Here is a 16,547-nt window from a genome sequence, read left to right as displayed (position 1 = left end):
CATAATTATGGAATAATAGGAAAAAACTGCACCTTGGGAGTCCAAGTGCAGTTTAATCCTTATGCTAAACGCTCAATGTCCTTTATTAAACGCTCCACATTTTCTTTTTTTGTCGCCCAGCTTGTACAAAAGCGAACAACTGTATGTGTTTCATCGAATGTTTCCCAAACGGAGAATGAATATTTTTCGCCTAATGTCTTTAGTAAATCATTCGGCAAAATCGGGAATTGCTGATTGGTTTTCGAATCATAGCGTAATGCAAAGCCTTTATTGATAAATGCCTGTTGAATGAGCATGGCCATCTCTACCGCATGTTGGGCAATATCCAAATAAAGATGGTTCTCCAATAATGTTTCAAACTGAAGACCTAGTAATCTACCTTTTGCCAGTAGCCCACCTCTTTGTTTGATCATATAGCGAAAATCTCGTTGATAGGCAGGATTCACGATTACGACCGCTTCGCCAAATAATGCCCCCATTTTTGTACCACCTATATAAAATACATCGCAAAGCTGAGCGATATCTGCTAAAGATAAATCATTATCCTGTGCTACTAAACCATAGCCTAAACGAGCGCCATCTAGAAACAATGGCAATCCACAATCCCTGCAAACTTTACTTAATGCGGTTAATTCAGCTTTACTATATGTTGTTCCATTTTCTGTTGGATGAGATATGTACACTAAGCCCGGCTGTACCATATGTTCATGTGTGCTGTCTTGCCAGTGTGCGTCATAGCATGCTTTAACCTGTGCGGCTGTTAGTTTGCCATCATCACTAGGCAAAGTAAGCACTTTATGACCGGTCGCTTCAATTGCCCCCGTCTCATGGACAGCAATATGGCCTGTAGTTGCAGCAATAACGCCTTGATGAGGACGTAGGATGGAGGCGATTACAGTTGTATTCGTCTGCGTGCCACCAACTAAAAAATGAACGTCTGCCTGCTCAGCCGCTATCGCTTTTTTGATATACGCTCTAGCTTTTTCAGAATGCTCATCCATCCCATAACCCGGTGATTGCTCTTCATTGGTTTCCACTAATTTTTGCAAAATTTGCGGATGGGCACCTTCTGCATAATCATTTTCAAATCGTATCATATCTTTTCCCTCCAAATTCTCTCTGTATCTATCCCTTATTTTACAACCTTATGATGGTAATAATCTATGGTTAGTTAGTCGGAAGGAATTATTTAGCTTTGAAGGCTGCTAACAGAAAGTTGATCCACATTCAACCACAAGGAAAAACTACGGGCATAGATAATAAGAAGTAGTTCAGGACAATCGCTCTCAGCTTAACATATTGCTGTATATTCGCTATGCTCATTCCACCTCTATATCATCATTTTATTCATAATTTCTATTTGTTTAACTGTAAACTAACTGGTATACTTATTGTATCAATGCGCAGTAATGGGGCGAATTTATATCAAATATTGCCCTCACGCATAGTGTACAAGCCGACTTGTTTCACAAATCTCTGCCATCTGAAAATATTGAAAATGGAGAGGATAAGTATGTACAAAGAAGATCGGCTACCACAAAACGCAAAAGAGGGTATTTTATTTTTATTGATTATTTCAGTTATTTCTGTCAATACCATTGCACCCATTATTGTTGGGCTAGAGCGAGGTTTTAGTATAGCTGTATATATGGAGACACTTAAAATTATTCCTATTATGTGGGTCATTGTCATTTTATTAGTGAGAGCTGTTGCGGGTCCCTTAGTTGGAAAAATAATGCCTGTTATAATAGGCCCAACAGATGGGTTCAATGCACGCGTGCTATTGGATACATTATTAAATGTAACGGTATTGTCTATTTTTTTATCAATCATTGGTCCTTGGGTAGGCACCAAGCAAATTAGCTTAGAGCCTTTTCAACAATTTCTTCACATTTGGCCAAGGAATTTTGCTGTGGCCTTTTGGATTGAACTTTTATTAGCACAGCCTATTGCTCGACTTGCGATGAAAAAACTACATCAAAGACAGTCCATTCAAGCACATCAATTATAAATATGAATTTGCCTAATGATATTTGTGTATCATTAGGCTTTTTTAATGCTCTTCCATTCAACTCATTGATCAGTCCCCTGAAGGACCGCATGACGAATCAGGAGTTGTTGAACTATTGTCAGCACAATGATGGTTCTCCTGAATAGTAGTATGTGCATGATGCCCATGTAAATCGTTTGTTGAATGTAGTTCATGTATTTGCTCATTGGATTCGTTAGATTTTTTGCTAACATTACTGATGATGCTGACGACTACGATGATGCCAATAAATATAATAAAAAATTCCATTTTTACCACACCCCCCTCTTCCATTATAAAGATTATAACATTGCGTTGATAAAAAAATGATAGTTCTTAACATATGTAAAATTCCCCATTACCTCTTAAGAGGAAAGGTCGTTTTAGGAACCATTCTGAATGAATGGCTCTCTATTATTTTATGTGACGATTTAGTTCAACTTCTCTGGCTTTCGTCTATTTATGGTGAAATGACGGACAAAAATAATACCACAATCGAATGGATTGTGGTGTGTGAATTATGATTGAGATTTACGTGATGATGATTCGTTCGAACAATGAGTATCGTTTGAATTTTTCTTTTGTTCTTTTGTTAACGCATTATCTTCACGCACATCTAAATCATCTGGACTTAAATCTGTCGCTAATTCCGCCAACTCTGACTGACGTTTATATTGCTTGCCCTTTGTCAAAATGATCACCTCCAAGTAGTATTACATTGCCCTAATTGGTTTGATCTCATTCTTGGAAAGGTATGAAATAATCATTTGTAGCTATGCTAATTGAGGTACTGGCTGGTTCAAAAGATGGTGATATGCCTGTAAATCTTGCTCATATATTTTTTTATAGGTCGCTAGGCTATGCTGCTTTATATAATCAAATTCCTTATCACATACGAAGTGATGTTTACAATTGAGAGCCCAAGCATTTTCCCATGCTGTTTGCTCAAATTGAATATTCATGTCATGTTCTTCCAGCAACATAGATAACAGATGCTCATGAAGATAAATTTCCTGTAAGCTATGTTGTTTTTTCATTGTAAAAATTTCGATAGTACGTGGAAGCGAGGATTGTAATGCTTCACGATCCACCGCATGACCCAGTTCATGTAAGGTCATTGTTTTTACATACACTTCTAGTGATGGTGGATATTGCAACTCATTCTTTGCCTCAATTAAACGTTCAGCATCAAAGCCCACATAATCCCCAATAAAGTTATAACTCATATTTACGCCTGAGTGGTCCAGCTTTATGGTCATCGTCATGCCAACAGCCTGCACAACGGAGTTGATGATTTCATATAGTTCTTTCTCTTTAAGTTGTTTTGTCATGAACCGTCCTCATTTCCTCTGCAAACATTCTCATGTAACTATAATAGAAGCGGATTAAATATATACTACAAATCATATAAATTCAACCAATTCATCCTGTACATATAGAGGAAATGCTCAACAAAAAAAGGCGCTTGTAGTAAAAACTACAAACGCCTCGTGTGTGAAGGGTTTTATTTTATTTAACGAAATTAGCGATTATTGTTACTTCGGCGATTTTGGTTACTGTTGGTGTTGGTACTACGCTGTTTGCTGCGAGCCTCGCCGCCTTTGCGACCTATTTCTTCATAAAATTCCTCGCCGTGGTTGTCAGCTGTAGCTTTTCCACCCTTTTGACCAATCTCTTGATAAAATTCATGTCCATGATTTTTAGACGTAGCCTCGCCGCCCTTACGTCCTATTTCTTCATAAAAATCACGATCATGATTTTTGGAGGTAGCTTCTCCGCCTTTACGTCCCGCTTCTTCGACAGTCATGTTTTCATTGTTGTTTCTGTTGCGATTGTTTTGCTTGTTAGCCATTTTCTATTCCTCCTAATTATTTTTTGAGCTATTGACTAGCTCGCTATTTATATTCCCAGCTCTATCCTATCTAAACATCCTTTTTCAAAACAATGATTTTTCTATAGTTGTAGAACCTCTCAATGCTAGCGCTCATCAGGCTTTGAGCAAGCATATAAATTTAGCCATTCCAATATAATACTAATCTATAACATTGTAATTTTTTGAAGGAAGGGTGATGTGAAAATGACGATTTTGACAAAGCCATCTATTGGCTTAACACAATTTACGGACTTCACAATGAAGGGAAGTGCCGCCAAGACGAAGTTTGTGAAAGATATTAAATATCAGGGTGATTATCATCCAATTAAGGATTATTGGAAAGCGTTACGCGAGGGGTTAAAAAAATACCATGAGCATCATTTTAATGACTCCTACCTTCTCGATATTATAGACAATGCCCTCCCTGCTCGGCAGAAAAATTATCAAGAAGCGATTAAAGCTTATTTAAAATTTTTTAAAAACAAAAATGTGCAGTGGTTTGAACCAGGTAAATCTAATTGGGTTTGTGGTGACTTAATCGTGCGTTCAAACCCAGAACTTGGTTTAATCATCGATGACATCCCCTACCTTATAAAATTATATTTCAAAGGAAAAAATGAACGCATTGATAAGCATAAATGTCGATCTGCCCTGACACTTCTAAAGGATTCCCACTATTCCGTTGAACATCCCGATTCTGTTAAGCATGCCATTTTAAATGTTCAAAAAGGTCGCTTAATTTCTGAGGATGAATCGACCGAGTATCACCAACTAGCTCTTGAAGCGGATGCAGCACAATTTATGTTTATTTGGAATAGGCTTTAAATCCATTCAACTATATTTGAATAGGGTATTTTTTATTCTAATCGCGCGGAAAGCATAAGCAGCATCTCCTTCTCCAGACAAACTAGTTCAACCATGACAAAAGGACATTCCATATAGGATAATAAGGGATGGCGTTGAAATTAGATAAAAAGGAAGTGCTTCTATGAATGCAGAAATGGTCATGCAGGAGCTGGAGAAGCTAGGCAAAGAACGTACGAAGAAAATGTATATGTCGAATGGGGCACATGAGCCGGTTTTTGGCGTGGCAACTGGAGCGATGAAGCCGATTGCTAAAAAAATTAAAATCGATCAGGCTTTAGCAGATGAGCTTTATGCTACTGGCAACTATGATGCGATGTACTTTGCGGGTATCATTGCAGATCCAAAAACGATGACGGCGGCTGATTTTGATCGATGGATGGATTCTGCCTATTTTTATATGCTATCTGATTATGTAGTGGCAGTCACTTTAGCGGAATCCCCTATTGCACAAGAGGTAGCAGATGCATGGATTGCAAGTGGTGAGGAACTGAAAATGTCAGCGGGCTGGAGCTGCTATTGCTGGCTTTTAGGAAATCGCAAAGATAGCGAGTTTTCTGAGGGCAAATTAGCGAGGATGCTAGATGTTGTGAATAATACGATTCATACTGCACCCGAACGAACAAAATCTGCGATGAATAATTTTCTTTACACAGTCGCGATTTCCTATGTACCCCTTCACGAAAAGGCAGTGGCAACAGCGCAGGCAGTTGGTCCTGTGGAAATGAAGCGTGACAATAAAAAAAGCACGACATTGAATGCGTATGAAAACATTCAAAAGGAACTCGATCGAGGGAAGCTTGGTTTTAAACGGAAATATGTAAGATGTTAATGAATCATACTAAAAGGCATTGATCCAATATGGATGAGTGCTTTTTTAAATAAAAAAATGGATTATGGATAAATTTATTTTAGAATCTTTACCGCTGTCCTCCATCGCCTCTTACAAAAAATAGAGAAGTTAAAATGAACTAACTTTGTTTAAATCAAGTTGGCACTAATAATTGATCTGTTAGCACCTTCCATTTTGTGTTGTTTTTTAATACTAATTTACTATAAAAACATTCCAAATTTTACTTTTATATAGTATAATAATTACATATTTTGATAATAGGAGGATACATATGAAAAAACTGGTCTTGTTTTTAGCGATGGTTACACTATTCTTCACTACTACCTCGATTGCTGATGCGCATCCAGGGCGTCTCGATAGCAATGGTGGGCATAATTGTTCTGATAAGTCAAAGGCAAAAGGTCTTTGTACAGGCTATCATTATCATAATGGGAATAGCGGCGGTGGTTCTTCCTCAGGTGGTCAAAGCAACTATACGCAGCCGACAACAGCAATACAAGCACCGGCATTGACAAAAGTAGCCGTTTATTTGAATAATGTAAAACAAAGCTATACGCCAAGCGCCTACATGAAAAATGGCACAACATTGGTACCGATGAAACCGATTTTTGAAGCACTTGGTGCAACAGTTTCTTATGATAGTGCTACTAAAAAAGTAACTGCGACGAAGGACAGCAAGAAAATTGTCATCGGCGTAGGTAACAAAACTGCTTATGTAGATGCAAATGGAACGACATCTACCATTAACCTTAGTCACCCTGCTGAAGTTTATCAAGGAACAACAATGGTACCTTTACGTTTTGTAAGTCAAGCTCTTGGCGCAGAGGTAACATTTGATGAAGCCAAATTAACGGTCTATATTACAACAAAATAATGGACAAGCAAAAAGCAGCTTCCCCTGAAGGATGCTGCTTTTTTAGTGTTGATTTAACTCGAACTGATATTTTTTATTAATTTTATTAGCAATTTTCTCTAAAAATGCAGCAACTGTCATATTTTCTACTTCATTTGTATACCATGCCAGTTTAGCACCATAATTTTTCTTATTATAATTTACTTCTAATGGCCAGAAGTTTTTAGTCTTATAAGTATAATCAAATTTGACATATAATTGCTTTCCCTCTGGACACTCCATGACTACGTTATATAACGGATTTTTTCGTTCCTGCTCAAATTTTACTTTTCTTATTTTTGTTAACATCCTAACCCCCGCCTCTCTTCTATTTATTTCGACAAAAGTTCTAAAAATCTAAAAAAAAGATAAAGCACGCTGTTTCAACGAACTTTATCCTTTCTATATTATAGCATAGTTATTTATTATCGACAAATTTATCGTAATATCGTTTGAGCATAGTAGCCATTTGCTCCCGCGTGAGAACGCCTGCTGGATTCATATTTTTACTACCATCTCCTCGGATAATACCTTCTTGAATGGCCCAATCCCATGCTTCTTTGTAAGATGCGCCTACTTCTCGGTCGGATTGTAAACTGGCTTTAGTAGCTAATAAGCTTTTTAAAGCCTCTATTTCCTGCTTCAACTCATTATATTGTGACACGGTTAACTCCTCCTCCAGGCCATTTTTTATATCTTGTTGGAACTGTGCTTCGGTAACACCCATACTCATTAAATAGGCAAACGGATCTTTGTGTGTGGTGCCGCCCAAATTATCGGCAATCCATCGATGGGATTTAATGCCGTTGCCAGTACCATCTAAAATAGTTGGTACCCCTGCTTCTATAGCCATTTTGCGCAATAACCAAATATAAGCCGCATAATCCTTTTTAAATTGTTCCTTATCGGAAGTCCGCGCTAGCTCTACTTGAGCATAGCTATACGGATTCCCTTTTGGTCCACAACCATATTGGACGCGGTTAACGGGTGCTATTTGCACAATGCGTCCACCTCCTCCTACCCAGTGAGAAACGAAGGCATTGGCTTTATTTCTATTCATATAGGCAATTTCATTTTCTAATGCGTTTGGACCTGTGTTTGTGCTGTTACCTGATTCATGTGCTACCACGTATTTGATGGCGGTGAGCGGCTGATTCGGTAAACCTGACATTATTTGCATTTCAATAACATAACTCATTATGCACCACCCTTTCCTATCATTTTTTTGCGAATGACAACCATGTTATTCATTAGTTATGTCGATTTTAGGGGAGAATCAACAACTAGTTATAGTGCGATATTCTAACTATTTGCCATGGTTGACTGATGGGGCTGAATGGGTGACTGCTCTATTTCACCTTTTTTGCTGCTACACATGTCAAGCTAATGACCGTGAATGATTGAAGAGAATAACATTCACTTATTCTAGTAAATGCAAGCTACACCATTTTTTCTAGTTAGTTGTGCTCATGACTATTATTTAAAATGATGAATAAATGATCATTTCACTTCAACAGGTACATTGACAAAGGACAGCTCCATATAGTATTTTGTATCTTCTAAACTGATGGAAGGAGAGAGATAAAATGGTTGTAGAAAATATCATGAATCGATTAACTAGCTTACAAGGTTACACTGCTATTAATAAAATCGACAAAGGTTATTCCTCTGATACCAAATATGTTGTAACAGTTGATGATACACCTTATTTTGTACGGCTATCCGATCTCGCACACCACGACAAAAGGTGGATTGAGTTTACTTTGCTGCAGGACTTAGAGCTACAGGGAGTTCAAACACATAAGGCCATTGAATATATGGTCCTCCCTGACAACGATCTTTCAACGATGGTTATGAGCTATTTAATAGGCACCCCTGCGGATGAAATCATTCCTCACCTTTCGGACACAGAGCAGTTCCATCTCGGTCTTGCGGCTGGGAAAGAATTAAGAAAAATTCATCAGGTGAAAGCTCCAAAAACTGTCCAATGGGAGACGTTACAAAAAGAGAAATTTACCAATTATTTACAATCCTATCAACAGGATTCTTATCAAATTCCGCAAGAAGCTAAATTATTGAGCTTTATCGAAGAACATTGGCCGCTATTAAGACAACGTCCTATTACGCTGCTTCATGATGATTACCATCTTGGTCACATTATTTGTCACCAAAACAGCTTCAATGGGGTTATTGATTTCAATGGCTATGATGCCGGCGATCCCTATCATGATTTTTATAATCTACCCCTGTTTAGTAGACGGCATAGCGTCCCCTATTGCGTCGGGCAAATAAATGGGTATTTCACACAGCCACCAGATGATCAGTTTTGGCGCCTTTATGCCTTATATGCCGCGATGAATGTCATTGCAACTATTGCTTGGACACGCCAATATGATCCGCAATCGTTTGACGATGCATTAGCCAGAATTCAGCTAATTTTGGAGGATCATGCTTACTTTTCATCTGTGAAGCCTTTATGGTATGCCGAAAATTAGGACGTTTAACCACTTTCGAGCAGCGCTAATATTTTTTGTCGTTCTGCTTCAAAATTAATGGTTGGCTGCTGTGGCCGTTCCTCTTCATGACGATGATGAAACCACTGCGGAATAATCTCTTGACGTCTATTGGCTGGAATGTCCGTCACTTTTATCTTCTTGGCCTGAAAGCGCCTTTGATCTGAAGCAATATCTGCCATGGTCTTTAGTTGTTTATGATGCCAATTTCGCAATATCTTCTCAACATACCGCCAGCGCAATACATTGTGTTCTACAGCTAGCTTCATCGCATGAATGACGATTTCCTCTGAAAAAATGGTAAGCCAGGAATGAATTTTTGCCGTTATATACGCCGACAGTGAGCCAAAGCCTTGTTGTTCGTAAAAGTAGTCGGCTGTATGTGATTGTTGATCATCATCTTTATTTTTTAGTAATTGGTTATTTAGTAATTTATTATTTAGTTGTGTGGGCTTTTCCGTTTGTGGTGCGTCCGTTGACGGATAACCCGTTGACGGACGGGCAGCACGTTTTGATACTTCAAAAACGACAAATTCCACCTTGCTGAATTTCCCATCCTTTGTTCGCTCCTGCACCTTTTGAAGATAACCTGCCAAAATCAGTTCATTGATAATGCTAGCAGTTGCTTCACGTCCGCATTTACTACGTGTCGCTAAATCAGTCAGACAAAAATCCCAATCATCTGGTAATGACAGCATATAGGCAAGTAAACCCTTTGCCTTCCAACTTAATTGATCATCATTTAAAAAGCCCTTGTCCAATACGACAAAATTTTCGTTCTTTACTACTCTGTAGATCATAGCTACCCCTCTCCCCTACAATTAATCTCTGTACTATCTATATAAACGGGCATGCTGTAAAAGGGGACAATTTTTCTAATTCACTAAAATTTGTGGTCGTTTTCAGAGAATGGCCTTCTGCATACATATACAGCAAAAAAGACACTTACCATTTAGTAAGTGCCTCTGCTAGGCTAACTGCCCATTTTGCGGCCTTGTTTATTCGTACAGTTCTTTATAAATAATAACTTTTAATGCAGCTATTTCTTCATCTGATAATTTTCCTTCTACCTGTTGCAATGCTTCTTCCTTTGTCATGGAGCCATCTTGTAATTTCACACGAATATCATTGAGCTCTGTAATGCCAACCTTTTGAATGATTACTTTCGTAGCATCTTCTTTTGATGTAAACGGTAACGTACTACTATCAACCGTTTTCGCCTCTTCCATATAGGCTTTTAACTCCGGATCATTTTCAATCGTATTTTTTATTTCTTCCATTTGTCCACTATTCTCTAATTCTGTTGAAAGTGTATTGACAATTTTTTCGGACGCAAATTTCGTGCCAAAATGTAATACACCATAGCCAACTATACCAATGAGAATAATAAAAACAACTAACCATTTAATGAATCTCAAAATCGCTTCACTCCTTTATCCACGTTCATCATACTATATGGAGTGGGGTATTGAGAAACAATTCTCCCTAGAAATTATGTAAAAAAACCCCATTCAACGATGAGGCTTTTATTTGACGTATTTCAAATACTTGCGGACAAATTCTACAATATAAAGTACTTCTTCATCCGTCATGCCTACAAGATTGCAAACACGTTGCAGTCTAGCGGGTGAAGTTAATTGTTGGCGAACTTGATGGATATACATGTATTTGCATTTACGGGGATTGACCTTATCCCGTATTTGCTTGTATCGAAGATATGCATAGCGTGCAAAGGCATTAAGCATCTCCCGCTCCTGCTCATCACGTTCCTTTTTTCTAGCAGCTTCATCAATTATATCCGTTTCAAACGTCCGTGTACCATCTGTTAATTGCATAGTACCACCTCTCTATTGCAAATGTACTTTTACTTATTAAATGCAACAAAAAAAGCCACACCTAGGGTAGATGTGACACTTTTATTGATTATCTATGTAAAGATTATTAAGAGCGCTTTCTTTTTTGATCTCGTTTCTTCAAAATATAGCGTGTAATCCCAAGAGTGATAACAATTTCATTTATTAATAAAAATTGAAAACCATTGGGTGTTGCGTTTCGCCAATCATAGATGCCCCAAATGATGAGTGTGAAGAGAACAACTGCAAGTGTATATCTAGATGCTTCTGAATAAAAATCTTTTTCTTTATCTAAGGTACACATCATCCTTTCAATTGAGCTGGTATGATCACATATAATACGCAAAGATAGCGACAATAATATTTGGTAATGCTAACAATAAAGCATTATTCATCATATGATTGCGTTCGTCCCTATCTTCTTTTGTTGCTGTTGCAAAATTAGCCCGCATTCTATCCCCACTCCCCATCGAACCTGACACCAACAGAGTGAATATTATGAATATTCCACCTACCAATCCAGAAAGTAAATGCGCTTTTTCTGTACCCCATATTAGGATTGAAAATACTACACCTAGGATGGACAATATTGTTCCGATGCCTACATATTTCATTTCCGCCCCCCTTTACTTTAGTATACGATTGAGGCTTCATTTTCGTTTCAATAAATCCAAAATTTTCATATTTATTACATCAACTATATAATATAAAGAGGAATTTGCTTTATTTTGTAAATTATTGTAATGTACGAAGTCGTCTTGTTGTTTTCTACTAAGCCCACTTTGTAGAGGGAGAAAAAATTTCTGTAGTAATAGTTCGCTTATGTATATCGGCTTCTTCCCCATTATTGCTTGCAGCTATTTGTGATAAATGACATAGATTTTACAAAGATTAAGAAAGGTGTAGATACGATTGAAAAAAGAAATTGGTACATTGCTATTGTTAAGTACAGTTATATTTTCAGGATGCCAATCAGATCAAAAAGATGATCCAACAGAAGAACGAATTTCGAAGGAAGCCCACAGCCCAACACATATAGATGCCACATTAATTGGGGCCTCTGACCATAAAGAAGTAAAACTGTATAAGAATGGAGAGAGCGTAAAGCTAGAGATTAATGGGAAGGTGAAGGACTTTAATTGGAACAACCCTGGTGATACAGGAACCGAGCCACAAGTGTTTTACATAGATATGACGGAGGATGGCAAAGAAGAAGCTGTTATCATCATTCAAACTGGCAGAGGAACTGGGCTAGATAATTATGATATTCATATAGTAGATCAGGACTTACAAGAAATAAAGGTCCCTCATTATGAGGAAATTGTTGCTCAACATATTGAGTCAAACGTTGTGAAAAAGGATCATGAAACATTAACGATTACGGGCCAAGCACTGGGCAAGGAATATCACTTGGACTATCATGTCGATCCAGAGCTAGAATTACAGCAGGATGAACTAGGTTTTGGTGGGATAACGATTTACTATTTAGAAAATCAAAAGATAAAATTGACCCTTGCGGCTAGTGTCTTTCCTATAAATGTGGCTGATTTCCACATTACCTATAAATTCGATCATACGAAGAACGAATTTATGGTCGATCAAATAAAAGTAGCACCTATTCAACAATAAATGACAGCCGTATATTTTCAACCTATTATTTATTCGTATAGGATACGCTGCAAACGTTCATAGTAAGTATGGTATGAAACTTATACCGAATCATACGACGGAGGGATCAATTTTATGAATAATGTTCGTGAAGGTTTAATCCCAACTATTCTCGGGTCGGCTGTCACAGCGGCAGGATATGCCATGAAGCAAAAGCATGGCTCTAATAAAATGGTGGCCAACACCATTTTTGGCTTTGGTTTAGCTCATATTGTGTTAGGAGCTATTGACCTGGTAGAGCATCGTCGTTAAGAAAAGAAGGGCACTCTATGTGCTCTTCTTTTTTATTTTGAATAATTTCCCACATAATGTTAGCATGATAATATAGTTGACATGAAGGAGAGTTGAATAATGGCCACATTTGAAGATTTTACAGCGCTTGATCTACGAGTTGGTACGGTCTTGGAAGCACAGGAGCTACCAAAAGCACGTGTTCCAGCAATAAAAATGAACATCGATTTTGGTGAAGAGCTCGGTATTAAACAGTCTTCCGCCCAAATTACAAAACGTTATACGCCAGAGGAAATGGTCGGAAAGCAAGTCGTAGCAATTGTTAATTTCCCCCCACGCCGCGTTGCCGGTTTTAAGTCAGAGGTGTTAGTCATTGGTGGAGTGCCAGGTGAGGGAGACGTCATCCTGTTAACACCTGATCAGCATGTACCCAATGGAACAAAAATACATTAAAGAGCCATGCATTATGCAAGAGGCTCTTTTTTGTGAATGGGTATCCATATTTCACTTGTAAAGGTTGGTGATGAAAAATCGGTGCTCGCAAGACTGACAATTTCAGGGCCAGCAACCTGTTCATAGCTGGAAGATGGAAACCACTCAGCATAAATGCGGCCCCACGTCTCCTGAAGTGTTTGCGGGAAAGGTCCGACCACTGTAAAGACAGCCCATGTATTCGCTGGGACAGCAAGTTGGCAAAAGCGCCCAGGGATTGTTGCTGTAGTAGCCACGCCAATATAATGATCGAGTTCTCCCTTTTGCTCCATTCGCCCCTCTGAAAAATTTGTAGAAGCTTGGATGATGCCCTTAGGTTCCACATTAGACAGCTTTTTAAGTTGCTCAATATCTGTGGTTGTTAGGGATTGCGCCAATTTCACAATGTCCGGATTTTCTCCCTGAAAAATAATCGGTACGCGTTTCATCAAACCAACGATGCGAAAAGCTTCCTTTTGCTCGAGTCGGTAATTCATTTCAATTCCTCCTTGGATGGTCAATTGGAAGGTCATCCGTGGAAAAGCTTTGAATGTTTGGCCAGTTTGCCTCGCCTCTGAAGGTGTAATCCCATGTAAGTGCTGAAAGGCTCTTGTAAAAGCATCTGCTGAGCTATAACCATACATAACTGCTATATCGAGGATTCTCAAAGAGGCGTTCGACAATTCAAGAGCGGCCAGTGTCAAACGTCTCCGACGAATGTATTCGGAGAGCGAGATGCCTGCGAGAAAAGAAAACATTCGTTTAAAGTGATACTCAGAACAATACGCTCTACTTGCCACTTCCTTCATATCAATGTCATTGGTCAAATTGGCCTCAATATAGGCAATCGCTTCATTCAGTCGTGTGCATGAATCCACTTGAATAACCTCCCTTTTCACAACAATAGCAAGAATAGAATTGAGTCATCCGACATATTGTGCCCGATTTAGTCGCCATTCAAAAAAATAATCTATCGAACAGGCAGATAACTAACTTTCGAAGTTACTTTCACATACATATAATAGTGTAAAGCTAATTTTAGCCTTACACCTCCTGACTTGATACTTAGGGTCACTGCTCGCACAGTGGCCCTATGAATAAGAAGGATTAAGCATAGCTTGTATTCCACTTTTTGGAGCAAAAAATGTGTTACTGCTTTCCATTTCTGAAAAAACTCCATCCTTTTGGACAAGCTTTTGCTCTATCATAACGTCTTCTATGTAGTAGTTTGATCATCAAGAACGTATAAGAAATGACCAAGAACTAAAATTCTTGGTCATTATTATGTTAGCGGTAGGTTGAATGGCTAGGTTCAAATAAGTCTTCGTCTGAATGACGCACCAGCGAGAAATGGTCAACATTGTAATGACCGTGTAATATGTCATTATGATGTGCGATCATGGCTTCTGGTACTAAATGCTTGGAGCCGTTCGTCGAATGTCCATCAGCGACAACTGTGACATCGAAGCCGTGAACAGTGGCTGATCTGACGGCAGTATCCACACAATGCTCGGTTTTACACCCCATCATTACCAAATGCTGCACGTCATGATCCTTTAAATACTCCAGCAGCCCAGTTTTGTAGAATGCATTGGTAGCGAGTTTGTCAAAAAAGACAGCTGATATTGGAACATGGATTTTTTTATGTACTTGAAAGCCATCTCCCTCTCCACCAGCCACATCTTGATCACGAACAAAAATAATTTGAACATTTTCCTCGATAGCCTTTTTAATTACCTTATTGATGGTCTCTAGTAATTCTTCTTTGCGATAAACAGCTTGTTCCTCCTGATTACCTTCTATCAGTTCTTGCTGTGCATCAATCACAACTAACGCTTGTTTCAAACGCATCTCTCCTTTTTCAGTTACTAACCATACTTTACCATAAAGGAGGACTAATCTTTATTATTTTTTTACCTTAGAAACGGTTATGCCATCCCCAATAGGTAAAAGAATTGACTCCAATTGTGGGTGGTTCGCCACCAGACGATTAAATTTCTTCATGATGGCTGTATATCGTTTTGGTGTCACTTCTGGGTCTGCAACACTACCCGCTGCTAATACATTATCCGTGACAATTAATGCATCAGTATTTGCTAGTTTTATACAATATGCTAAATAATGCTCGTAATTTTCCTTATCCGCGTCAATAAAGAAAAAATCAAAGCGTTTTCCATCAGCTACAAGCTTTTCAAGGCTTTCAAGGGCAGGCCCAGTGAGATAGGTCACTTGTTCAGCAAAGCCTGCATTGGCAAGATTTTGTGCAGCTAACTGTGCATATTTTTCCTCTAATTCTAGTGAGGTTAATGCGCCCTCATCTGCCATTCCTCTCGCTAGACAGATGCCACTATAACCACCTAATGCACCGATTTCTAAAATATCCTGAGCCCCTGTAAGCGATACGAGCATCGTCAATAGCTTTCCTGATGAAGGAGAAACAGAAATGGCTGGCATACCTTGTTCCGTAATGGAAGCTATAACATTCTCAAGAATGGGGTCCTGCTGGGCAAATACCGTATCAATATAGTTATTCACTTTTTTCATGCACAGAATCTCCTTCTTCTATCTGTGAATGATCAACTGCAGTTTCTACTGTTTCGCTTTCATGTATATCAAACAGCTGGCTAAATTCTTGGATCACCATATCAATGGCCTTTAACTCACCTACTAAAATTTGCTGAATGGATTGAAACTCGGGCTTTTCTAATTGCTGTTTAATCGTTGCACGTTTCACATTTAACGTTTCTAAAAAGGCAATGGCTCTCCCTCTTCGGAACGTTTTTGCTCCACGTGATGCCGTTCCCTCCATTCCTCTGTGACGACCACCTCGATGATGACCTTCCTTCATATGCTCTCTAAAACCTGAACCTCTCATTCATTAAACACTCCTTTTGTATACAAACGTATACGCTGATTTAAAAATATTGTATACAAGTGTATACAATAAGTCAATTAACATATTGCTTTCATCGTTCAACATATACTAGGGATACCGATTACTTTTGAAATGGAGGTACGTGTATTGAAAAGAGTCATAAAATATGTTTTGGCGATTGGCACATTATTGATACTGTCAGGCATATTTTTAATTGGTGCGCAATCTCACTATAATCAGAAGGAAATTAAAATTGCGAGTAAACTTTGTCTTGAAAATGGCGGACATCCTAAAATCATTCGTGATTATTTGGCCCTTAACTACTCCTTTTCATGTCAAAAGGATTGAGGTTTTACATAAGATAGATACTCCAGTCATTTTTAACTATCGTTCGGACAAAAGGCTAGCTGGAAAATATACTTTCC

Annotated in this window: 25 protein-coding genes; 9 read left to right on the top strand and 16 right to left on the bottom strand. The window is 38.4% G+C overall.

Going from position 1 to position 16,547, the window contains the following annotated elements:
* Window positions 1–59: 59 nt before the first annotated feature.
* The gene (locus AC1Q6O_RS08365) at window positions 60–1,097 is read right to left on the bottom strand and encodes a threonine aldolase family protein (protein ID WP_043989882.1); all 1,038 of its coding nucleotides are present in this window, start codon (window positions 1,095–1,097) and stop codon (window positions 60–62) included.
* A gap of 416 nt (window positions 1,098–1,513) precedes the next feature.
* On the opposite strand from AC1Q6O_RS08365, the gene AC1Q6O_RS08360 reads away from it, so the two are divergent.
* Window positions 1,514–2,011, top strand: coding sequence for a DUF2798 domain-containing protein (locus AC1Q6O_RS08360; RefSeq protein WP_089984697.1), 498 nt, complete (start codon window positions 1,514–1,516; stop codon window positions 2,009–2,011).
* Between the two features lie 69 nt (window positions 2,012–2,080).
* Here AC1Q6O_RS08360 and AC1Q6O_RS08355 read toward each other — a convergent pair whose 3' ends face one another.
* From AC1Q6O_RS08355 to AC1Q6O_RS08340, 4 genes are all read right to left on the bottom strand, one after another.
* Window positions 2,081–2,299: a hypothetical protein gene (locus tag AC1Q6O_RS08355; protein ID WP_043989883.1), complete on the bottom strand. Its 219-nt coding sequence runs from the start codon at window positions 2,297–2,299 to the stop codon at window positions 2,081–2,083.
* A gap of 248 nt (window positions 2,300–2,547) precedes the next feature.
* Window positions 2,548–2,730, bottom strand: a complete 183-nt coding sequence (locus tag AC1Q6O_RS08350) for a hypothetical protein (RefSeq protein ID WP_230584799.1) — start codon at window positions 2,728–2,730, stop codon at window positions 2,548–2,550.
* A gap of 72 nt (window positions 2,731–2,802) precedes the next feature.
* Window positions 2,803–3,360, bottom strand: a complete 558-nt coding sequence (locus tag AC1Q6O_RS08345; RefSeq protein ID WP_239355056.1) for an integrase — start codon at window positions 3,358–3,360, stop codon at window positions 2,803–2,805.
* A gap of 191 nt (window positions 3,361–3,551) precedes the next feature.
* Window positions 3,552–3,836, bottom strand: coding sequence for a KGG domain-containing protein (locus AC1Q6O_RS08340; protein WP_008175147.1), 285 nt, complete (start codon window positions 3,834–3,836; stop codon window positions 3,552–3,554).
* Window positions 3,837–4,106: 270 nt separating this feature from the next.
* On the opposite strand from AC1Q6O_RS08340, the gene AC1Q6O_RS08335 reads away from it, so the two are divergent.
* The 3 genes from AC1Q6O_RS08335 (at window position 4,107) to AC1Q6O_RS08325 (ending at window position 6,493) form a co-directional block, all read left to right on the top strand.
* Window positions 4,107–4,727 (top strand): hypothetical protein, encoded by a 621-nt coding sequence (locus AC1Q6O_RS08335; RefSeq protein ID WP_008175149.1) that lies wholly within the window; start codon window positions 4,107–4,109, stop codon window positions 4,725–4,727.
* A gap of 163 nt (window positions 4,728–4,890) precedes the next feature.
* The gene (locus AC1Q6O_RS08330; protein ID WP_008175150.1) at window positions 4,891–5,598 is read left to right on the top strand and encodes a DNA alkylation repair protein; all 708 of its coding nucleotides are present in this window, start codon (window positions 4,891–4,893) and stop codon (window positions 5,596–5,598) included.
* Between the two features lie 292 nt (window positions 5,599–5,890).
* Window positions 5,891–6,493 (top strand): copper amine oxidase N-terminal domain-containing protein, encoded by a 603-nt coding sequence (locus tag AC1Q6O_RS08325; protein WP_089984699.1) that lies wholly within the window; start codon window positions 5,891–5,893, stop codon window positions 6,491–6,493.
* 42 nt (window positions 6,494–6,535) lie between these two features.
* Here AC1Q6O_RS08325 and AC1Q6O_RS08320 read toward each other — a convergent pair whose 3' ends face one another.
* Both AC1Q6O_RS08320 and AC1Q6O_RS08315 read right to left on the bottom strand, forming a co-directional pair.
* Entirely contained in the window at window positions 6,536–6,820 is a 285-nt protein-coding gene (locus tag AC1Q6O_RS08320) for a hypothetical protein (RefSeq protein WP_008179733.1), read from the bottom strand.
* A 109-nt stretch (window positions 6,821–6,929) separates the two neighbouring features.
* Window positions 6,930–7,709 (bottom strand): N-acetylmuramoyl-L-alanine amidase, encoded by a 780-nt coding sequence (locus AC1Q6O_RS08315; protein ID WP_008179735.1) that lies wholly within the window; start codon window positions 7,707–7,709, stop codon window positions 6,930–6,932.
* Window positions 7,710–8,097: 388 nt separating this feature from the next.
* Here AC1Q6O_RS08315 and AC1Q6O_RS08310 point away from each other — a divergent pair, with 388 nt between their 5' ends.
* Window positions 8,098–9,006: a phosphotransferase family protein gene (locus AC1Q6O_RS08310; RefSeq protein ID WP_239355054.1), complete on the top strand. Its 909-nt coding sequence runs from the start codon at window positions 8,098–8,100 to the stop codon at window positions 9,004–9,006.
* 5 nt (window positions 9,007–9,011) lie between these two features.
* Here the strand turns inward: AC1Q6O_RS08310 and AC1Q6O_RS08305 are convergent, their stop codons facing one another.
* The 5 genes from AC1Q6O_RS08305 to AC1Q6O_RS08285 all read right to left on the bottom strand — a co-directional run bounded on the left by AC1Q6O_RS08305 (window position 9,012) and on the right by AC1Q6O_RS08285 (window position 11,491).
* Window positions 9,012–9,824, bottom strand: coding sequence for a DnaD domain protein (locus AC1Q6O_RS08305; RefSeq protein WP_089984704.1), 813 nt, complete (start codon window positions 9,822–9,824; stop codon window positions 9,012–9,014).
* 198 nt (window positions 9,825–10,022) lie between these two features.
* On the bottom strand, window positions 10,023–10,442 hold the full coding sequence (locus AC1Q6O_RS08300; protein WP_008179741.1) for a hypothetical protein: 420 nt from the start codon (window positions 10,440–10,442) through the stop codon (window positions 10,023–10,025).
* Window positions 10,443–10,550: 108 nt separating this feature from the next.
* Window positions 10,551–10,859: a hypothetical protein gene (locus tag AC1Q6O_RS08295; RefSeq protein ID WP_008179743.1), complete on the bottom strand. Its 309-nt coding sequence runs from the start codon at window positions 10,857–10,859 to the stop codon at window positions 10,551–10,553.
* A 106-nt stretch (window positions 10,860–10,965) separates the two neighbouring features.
* A complete protein-coding gene (locus tag AC1Q6O_RS08290) occupies window positions 10,966–11,184 on the bottom strand; it encodes a hypothetical protein (protein WP_492401044.1) in 219 nt (72 codons plus the stop codon).
* 22 nt (window positions 11,185–11,206) lie between these two features.
* Window positions 11,207–11,491, bottom strand: a complete 285-nt coding sequence (locus AC1Q6O_RS08285) for a DUF5316 domain-containing protein (RefSeq protein WP_239355053.1) — start codon at window positions 11,489–11,491, stop codon at window positions 11,207–11,209.
* Between the two features lie 298 nt (window positions 11,492–11,789).
* Here AC1Q6O_RS08285 and AC1Q6O_RS08280 point away from each other — a divergent pair, with 298 nt between their 5' ends.
* The 3 genes from AC1Q6O_RS08280 to csaA all read left to right on the top strand — a co-directional run bounded on the left by AC1Q6O_RS08280 (window position 11,790) and on the right by csaA (window position 13,229).
* Window positions 11,790–12,506, top strand: a complete 717-nt coding sequence (locus tag AC1Q6O_RS08280; RefSeq protein WP_089984706.1) for a hypothetical protein — start codon at window positions 11,790–11,792, stop codon at window positions 12,504–12,506.
* A gap of 114 nt (window positions 12,507–12,620) precedes the next feature.
* Complete coding sequence (locus tag AC1Q6O_RS08275; protein ID WP_008179752.1) at window positions 12,621–12,797, top strand: hypothetical protein; 177 nt, start codon at window positions 12,621–12,623, stop codon at window positions 12,795–12,797.
* A gap of 99 nt (window positions 12,798–12,896) precedes the next feature.
* Window positions 12,897–13,229, top strand: a complete 333-nt coding sequence (csaA, locus tag AC1Q6O_RS08270; RefSeq protein ID WP_008179754.1) for a chaperone CsaA — start codon at window positions 12,897–12,899, stop codon at window positions 13,227–13,229.
* Between the two features lie 11 nt (window positions 13,230–13,240).
* Here the strand turns inward: csaA and AC1Q6O_RS08265 are convergent, their stop codons facing one another.
* From AC1Q6O_RS08265 to AC1Q6O_RS08250, 4 genes are all read right to left on the bottom strand, one after another.
* Window positions 13,241–14,125, bottom strand: coding sequence for an AraC family transcriptional regulator (locus AC1Q6O_RS08265; protein ID WP_043990647.1), 885 nt, complete (start codon window positions 14,123–14,125; stop codon window positions 13,241–13,243).
* Between the two features lie 409 nt (window positions 14,126–14,534).
* Complete coding sequence (locus tag AC1Q6O_RS08260; protein ID WP_090001687.1) at window positions 14,535–15,092, bottom strand: isochorismatase family protein; 558 nt, start codon at window positions 15,090–15,092, stop codon at window positions 14,535–14,537.
* Between the two features lie 60 nt (window positions 15,093–15,152).
* Entirely contained in the window at window positions 15,153–15,791 is a 639-nt protein-coding gene (locus AC1Q6O_RS08255) for an O-methyltransferase (RefSeq protein WP_089984711.1), read from the bottom strand.
* Complete coding sequence (locus tag AC1Q6O_RS08250) at window positions 15,775–16,122, bottom strand: hypothetical protein (protein ID WP_008179767.1); 348 nt, start codon at window positions 16,120–16,122, stop codon at window positions 15,775–15,777. The genes AC1Q6O_RS08255 and AC1Q6O_RS08250 overlap by 17 nt, the downstream gene beginning before the upstream one ends.
* Before the next feature lie 147 nt (window positions 16,123–16,269).
* Between AC1Q6O_RS08250 and AC1Q6O_RS08245 the strand changes: the two genes are divergently transcribed.
* Window positions 16,270–16,470 carry a hypothetical protein gene (locus AC1Q6O_RS08245; protein WP_036125393.1) on the top strand — a complete coding sequence of 67 codons (201 nt, stop codon included), beginning with the start codon at window positions 16,270–16,272 and terminating at the stop codon, window positions 16,468–16,470.
* Window positions 16,471–16,547: the final 77 nt, after the last annotated feature.

Source organism: Lysinibacillus sp. GW823-FHT06C08 (genome assembly GCF_058795135.1).
Note: the sequence above shows the minus strand (reverse complement) of the source record. Positions and strands in the feature narration are given on the sequence as shown.

Excerpts from the sequence above, each read along its gene's own strand:
- AC1Q6O_RS08365 (WP_043989882.1), bottom strand. The coding sequence starts at position 1,097 with ATGATACGATTTGAAAATGATTATGCAGAAGGTGCCCATCCGCAAATT.
- AC1Q6O_RS08360 (WP_089984697.1), top strand. The coding sequence starts at position 1,514 with ATGTACAAAGAAGATCGGCTACCACAAAACGCAAAAGAGGGTATTTTA.
- AC1Q6O_RS08355 (WP_043989883.1), bottom strand. The coding sequence starts at position 2,299 with ATGGAATTTTTTATTATATTTATTGGCATCATCGTAGTCGTCAGCATC.
- AC1Q6O_RS08345 (WP_239355056.1), bottom strand. The coding sequence starts at position 3,360 with ATGACAAAACAACTTAAAGAGAAAGAACTATATGAAATCATCAACTCC.
- AC1Q6O_RS08340 (WP_008175147.1), bottom strand. The coding sequence starts at position 3,836 with ATGACTGTCGAAGAAGCGGGACGTAAAGGCGGAGAAGCTACCTCCAAA.
- AC1Q6O_RS08335 (WP_008175149.1), top strand. The coding sequence starts at position 4,107 with ATGACGATTTTGACAAAGCCATCTATTGGCTTAACACAATTTACGGAC.
- AC1Q6O_RS08330 (WP_008175150.1), top strand. The coding sequence starts at position 4,891 with ATGAATGCAGAAATGGTCATGCAGGAGCTGGAGAAGCTAGGCAAAGAA.
- AC1Q6O_RS08325 (WP_089984699.1), top strand. The coding sequence starts at position 5,891 with ATGAAAAAACTGGTCTTGTTTTTAGCGATGGTTACACTATTCTTCACT.
- AC1Q6O_RS08320 (WP_008179733.1), bottom strand. The coding sequence starts at position 6,820 with ATGTTAACAAAAATAAGAAAAGTAAAATTTGAGCAGGAACGAAAAAAT.
- AC1Q6O_RS08315 (WP_008179735.1), bottom strand. The coding sequence starts at position 7,709 with ATGAGTTATGTTATTGAAATGCAAATAATGTCAGGTTTACCGAATCAG.
- AC1Q6O_RS08310 (WP_239355054.1), top strand. The coding sequence starts at position 8,098 with ATGGTTGTAGAAAATATCATGAATCGATTAACTAGCTTACAAGGTTAC.
- AC1Q6O_RS08305 (WP_089984704.1), bottom strand. The coding sequence starts at position 9,824 with ATGATCTACAGAGTAGTAAAGAACGAAAATTTTGTCGTATTGGACAAG.
- AC1Q6O_RS08295 (WP_008179743.1), bottom strand. The coding sequence starts at position 10,859 with ATGCAATTAACAGATGGTACACGGACGTTTGAAACGGATATAATTGAT.
- AC1Q6O_RS08290 (WP_492401044.1), bottom strand. The coding sequence starts at position 11,184 with ATGATGTGTACCTTAGATAAAGAAAAAGATTTTTATTCAGAAGCATCT.
- AC1Q6O_RS08285 (WP_239355053.1), bottom strand. The coding sequence starts at position 11,491 with ATGAAATATGTAGGCATCGGAACAATATTGTCCATCCTAGGTGTAGTA.
- AC1Q6O_RS08275 (WP_008179752.1), top strand. The coding sequence starts at position 12,621 with ATGAATAATGTTCGTGAAGGTTTAATCCCAACTATTCTCGGGTCGGCT.
- csaA (WP_008179754.1), top strand. The coding sequence starts at position 12,897 with ATGGCCACATTTGAAGATTTTACAGCGCTTGATCTACGAGTTGGTACG.
- AC1Q6O_RS08255 (WP_089984711.1), bottom strand. The coding sequence starts at position 15,791 with ATGAAAAAAGTGAATAACTATATTGATACGGTATTTGCCCAGCAGGAC.
- AC1Q6O_RS08250 (WP_008179767.1), bottom strand. The coding sequence starts at position 16,122 with ATGAGAGGTTCAGGTTTTAGAGAGCATATGAAGGAAGGTCATCATCGA.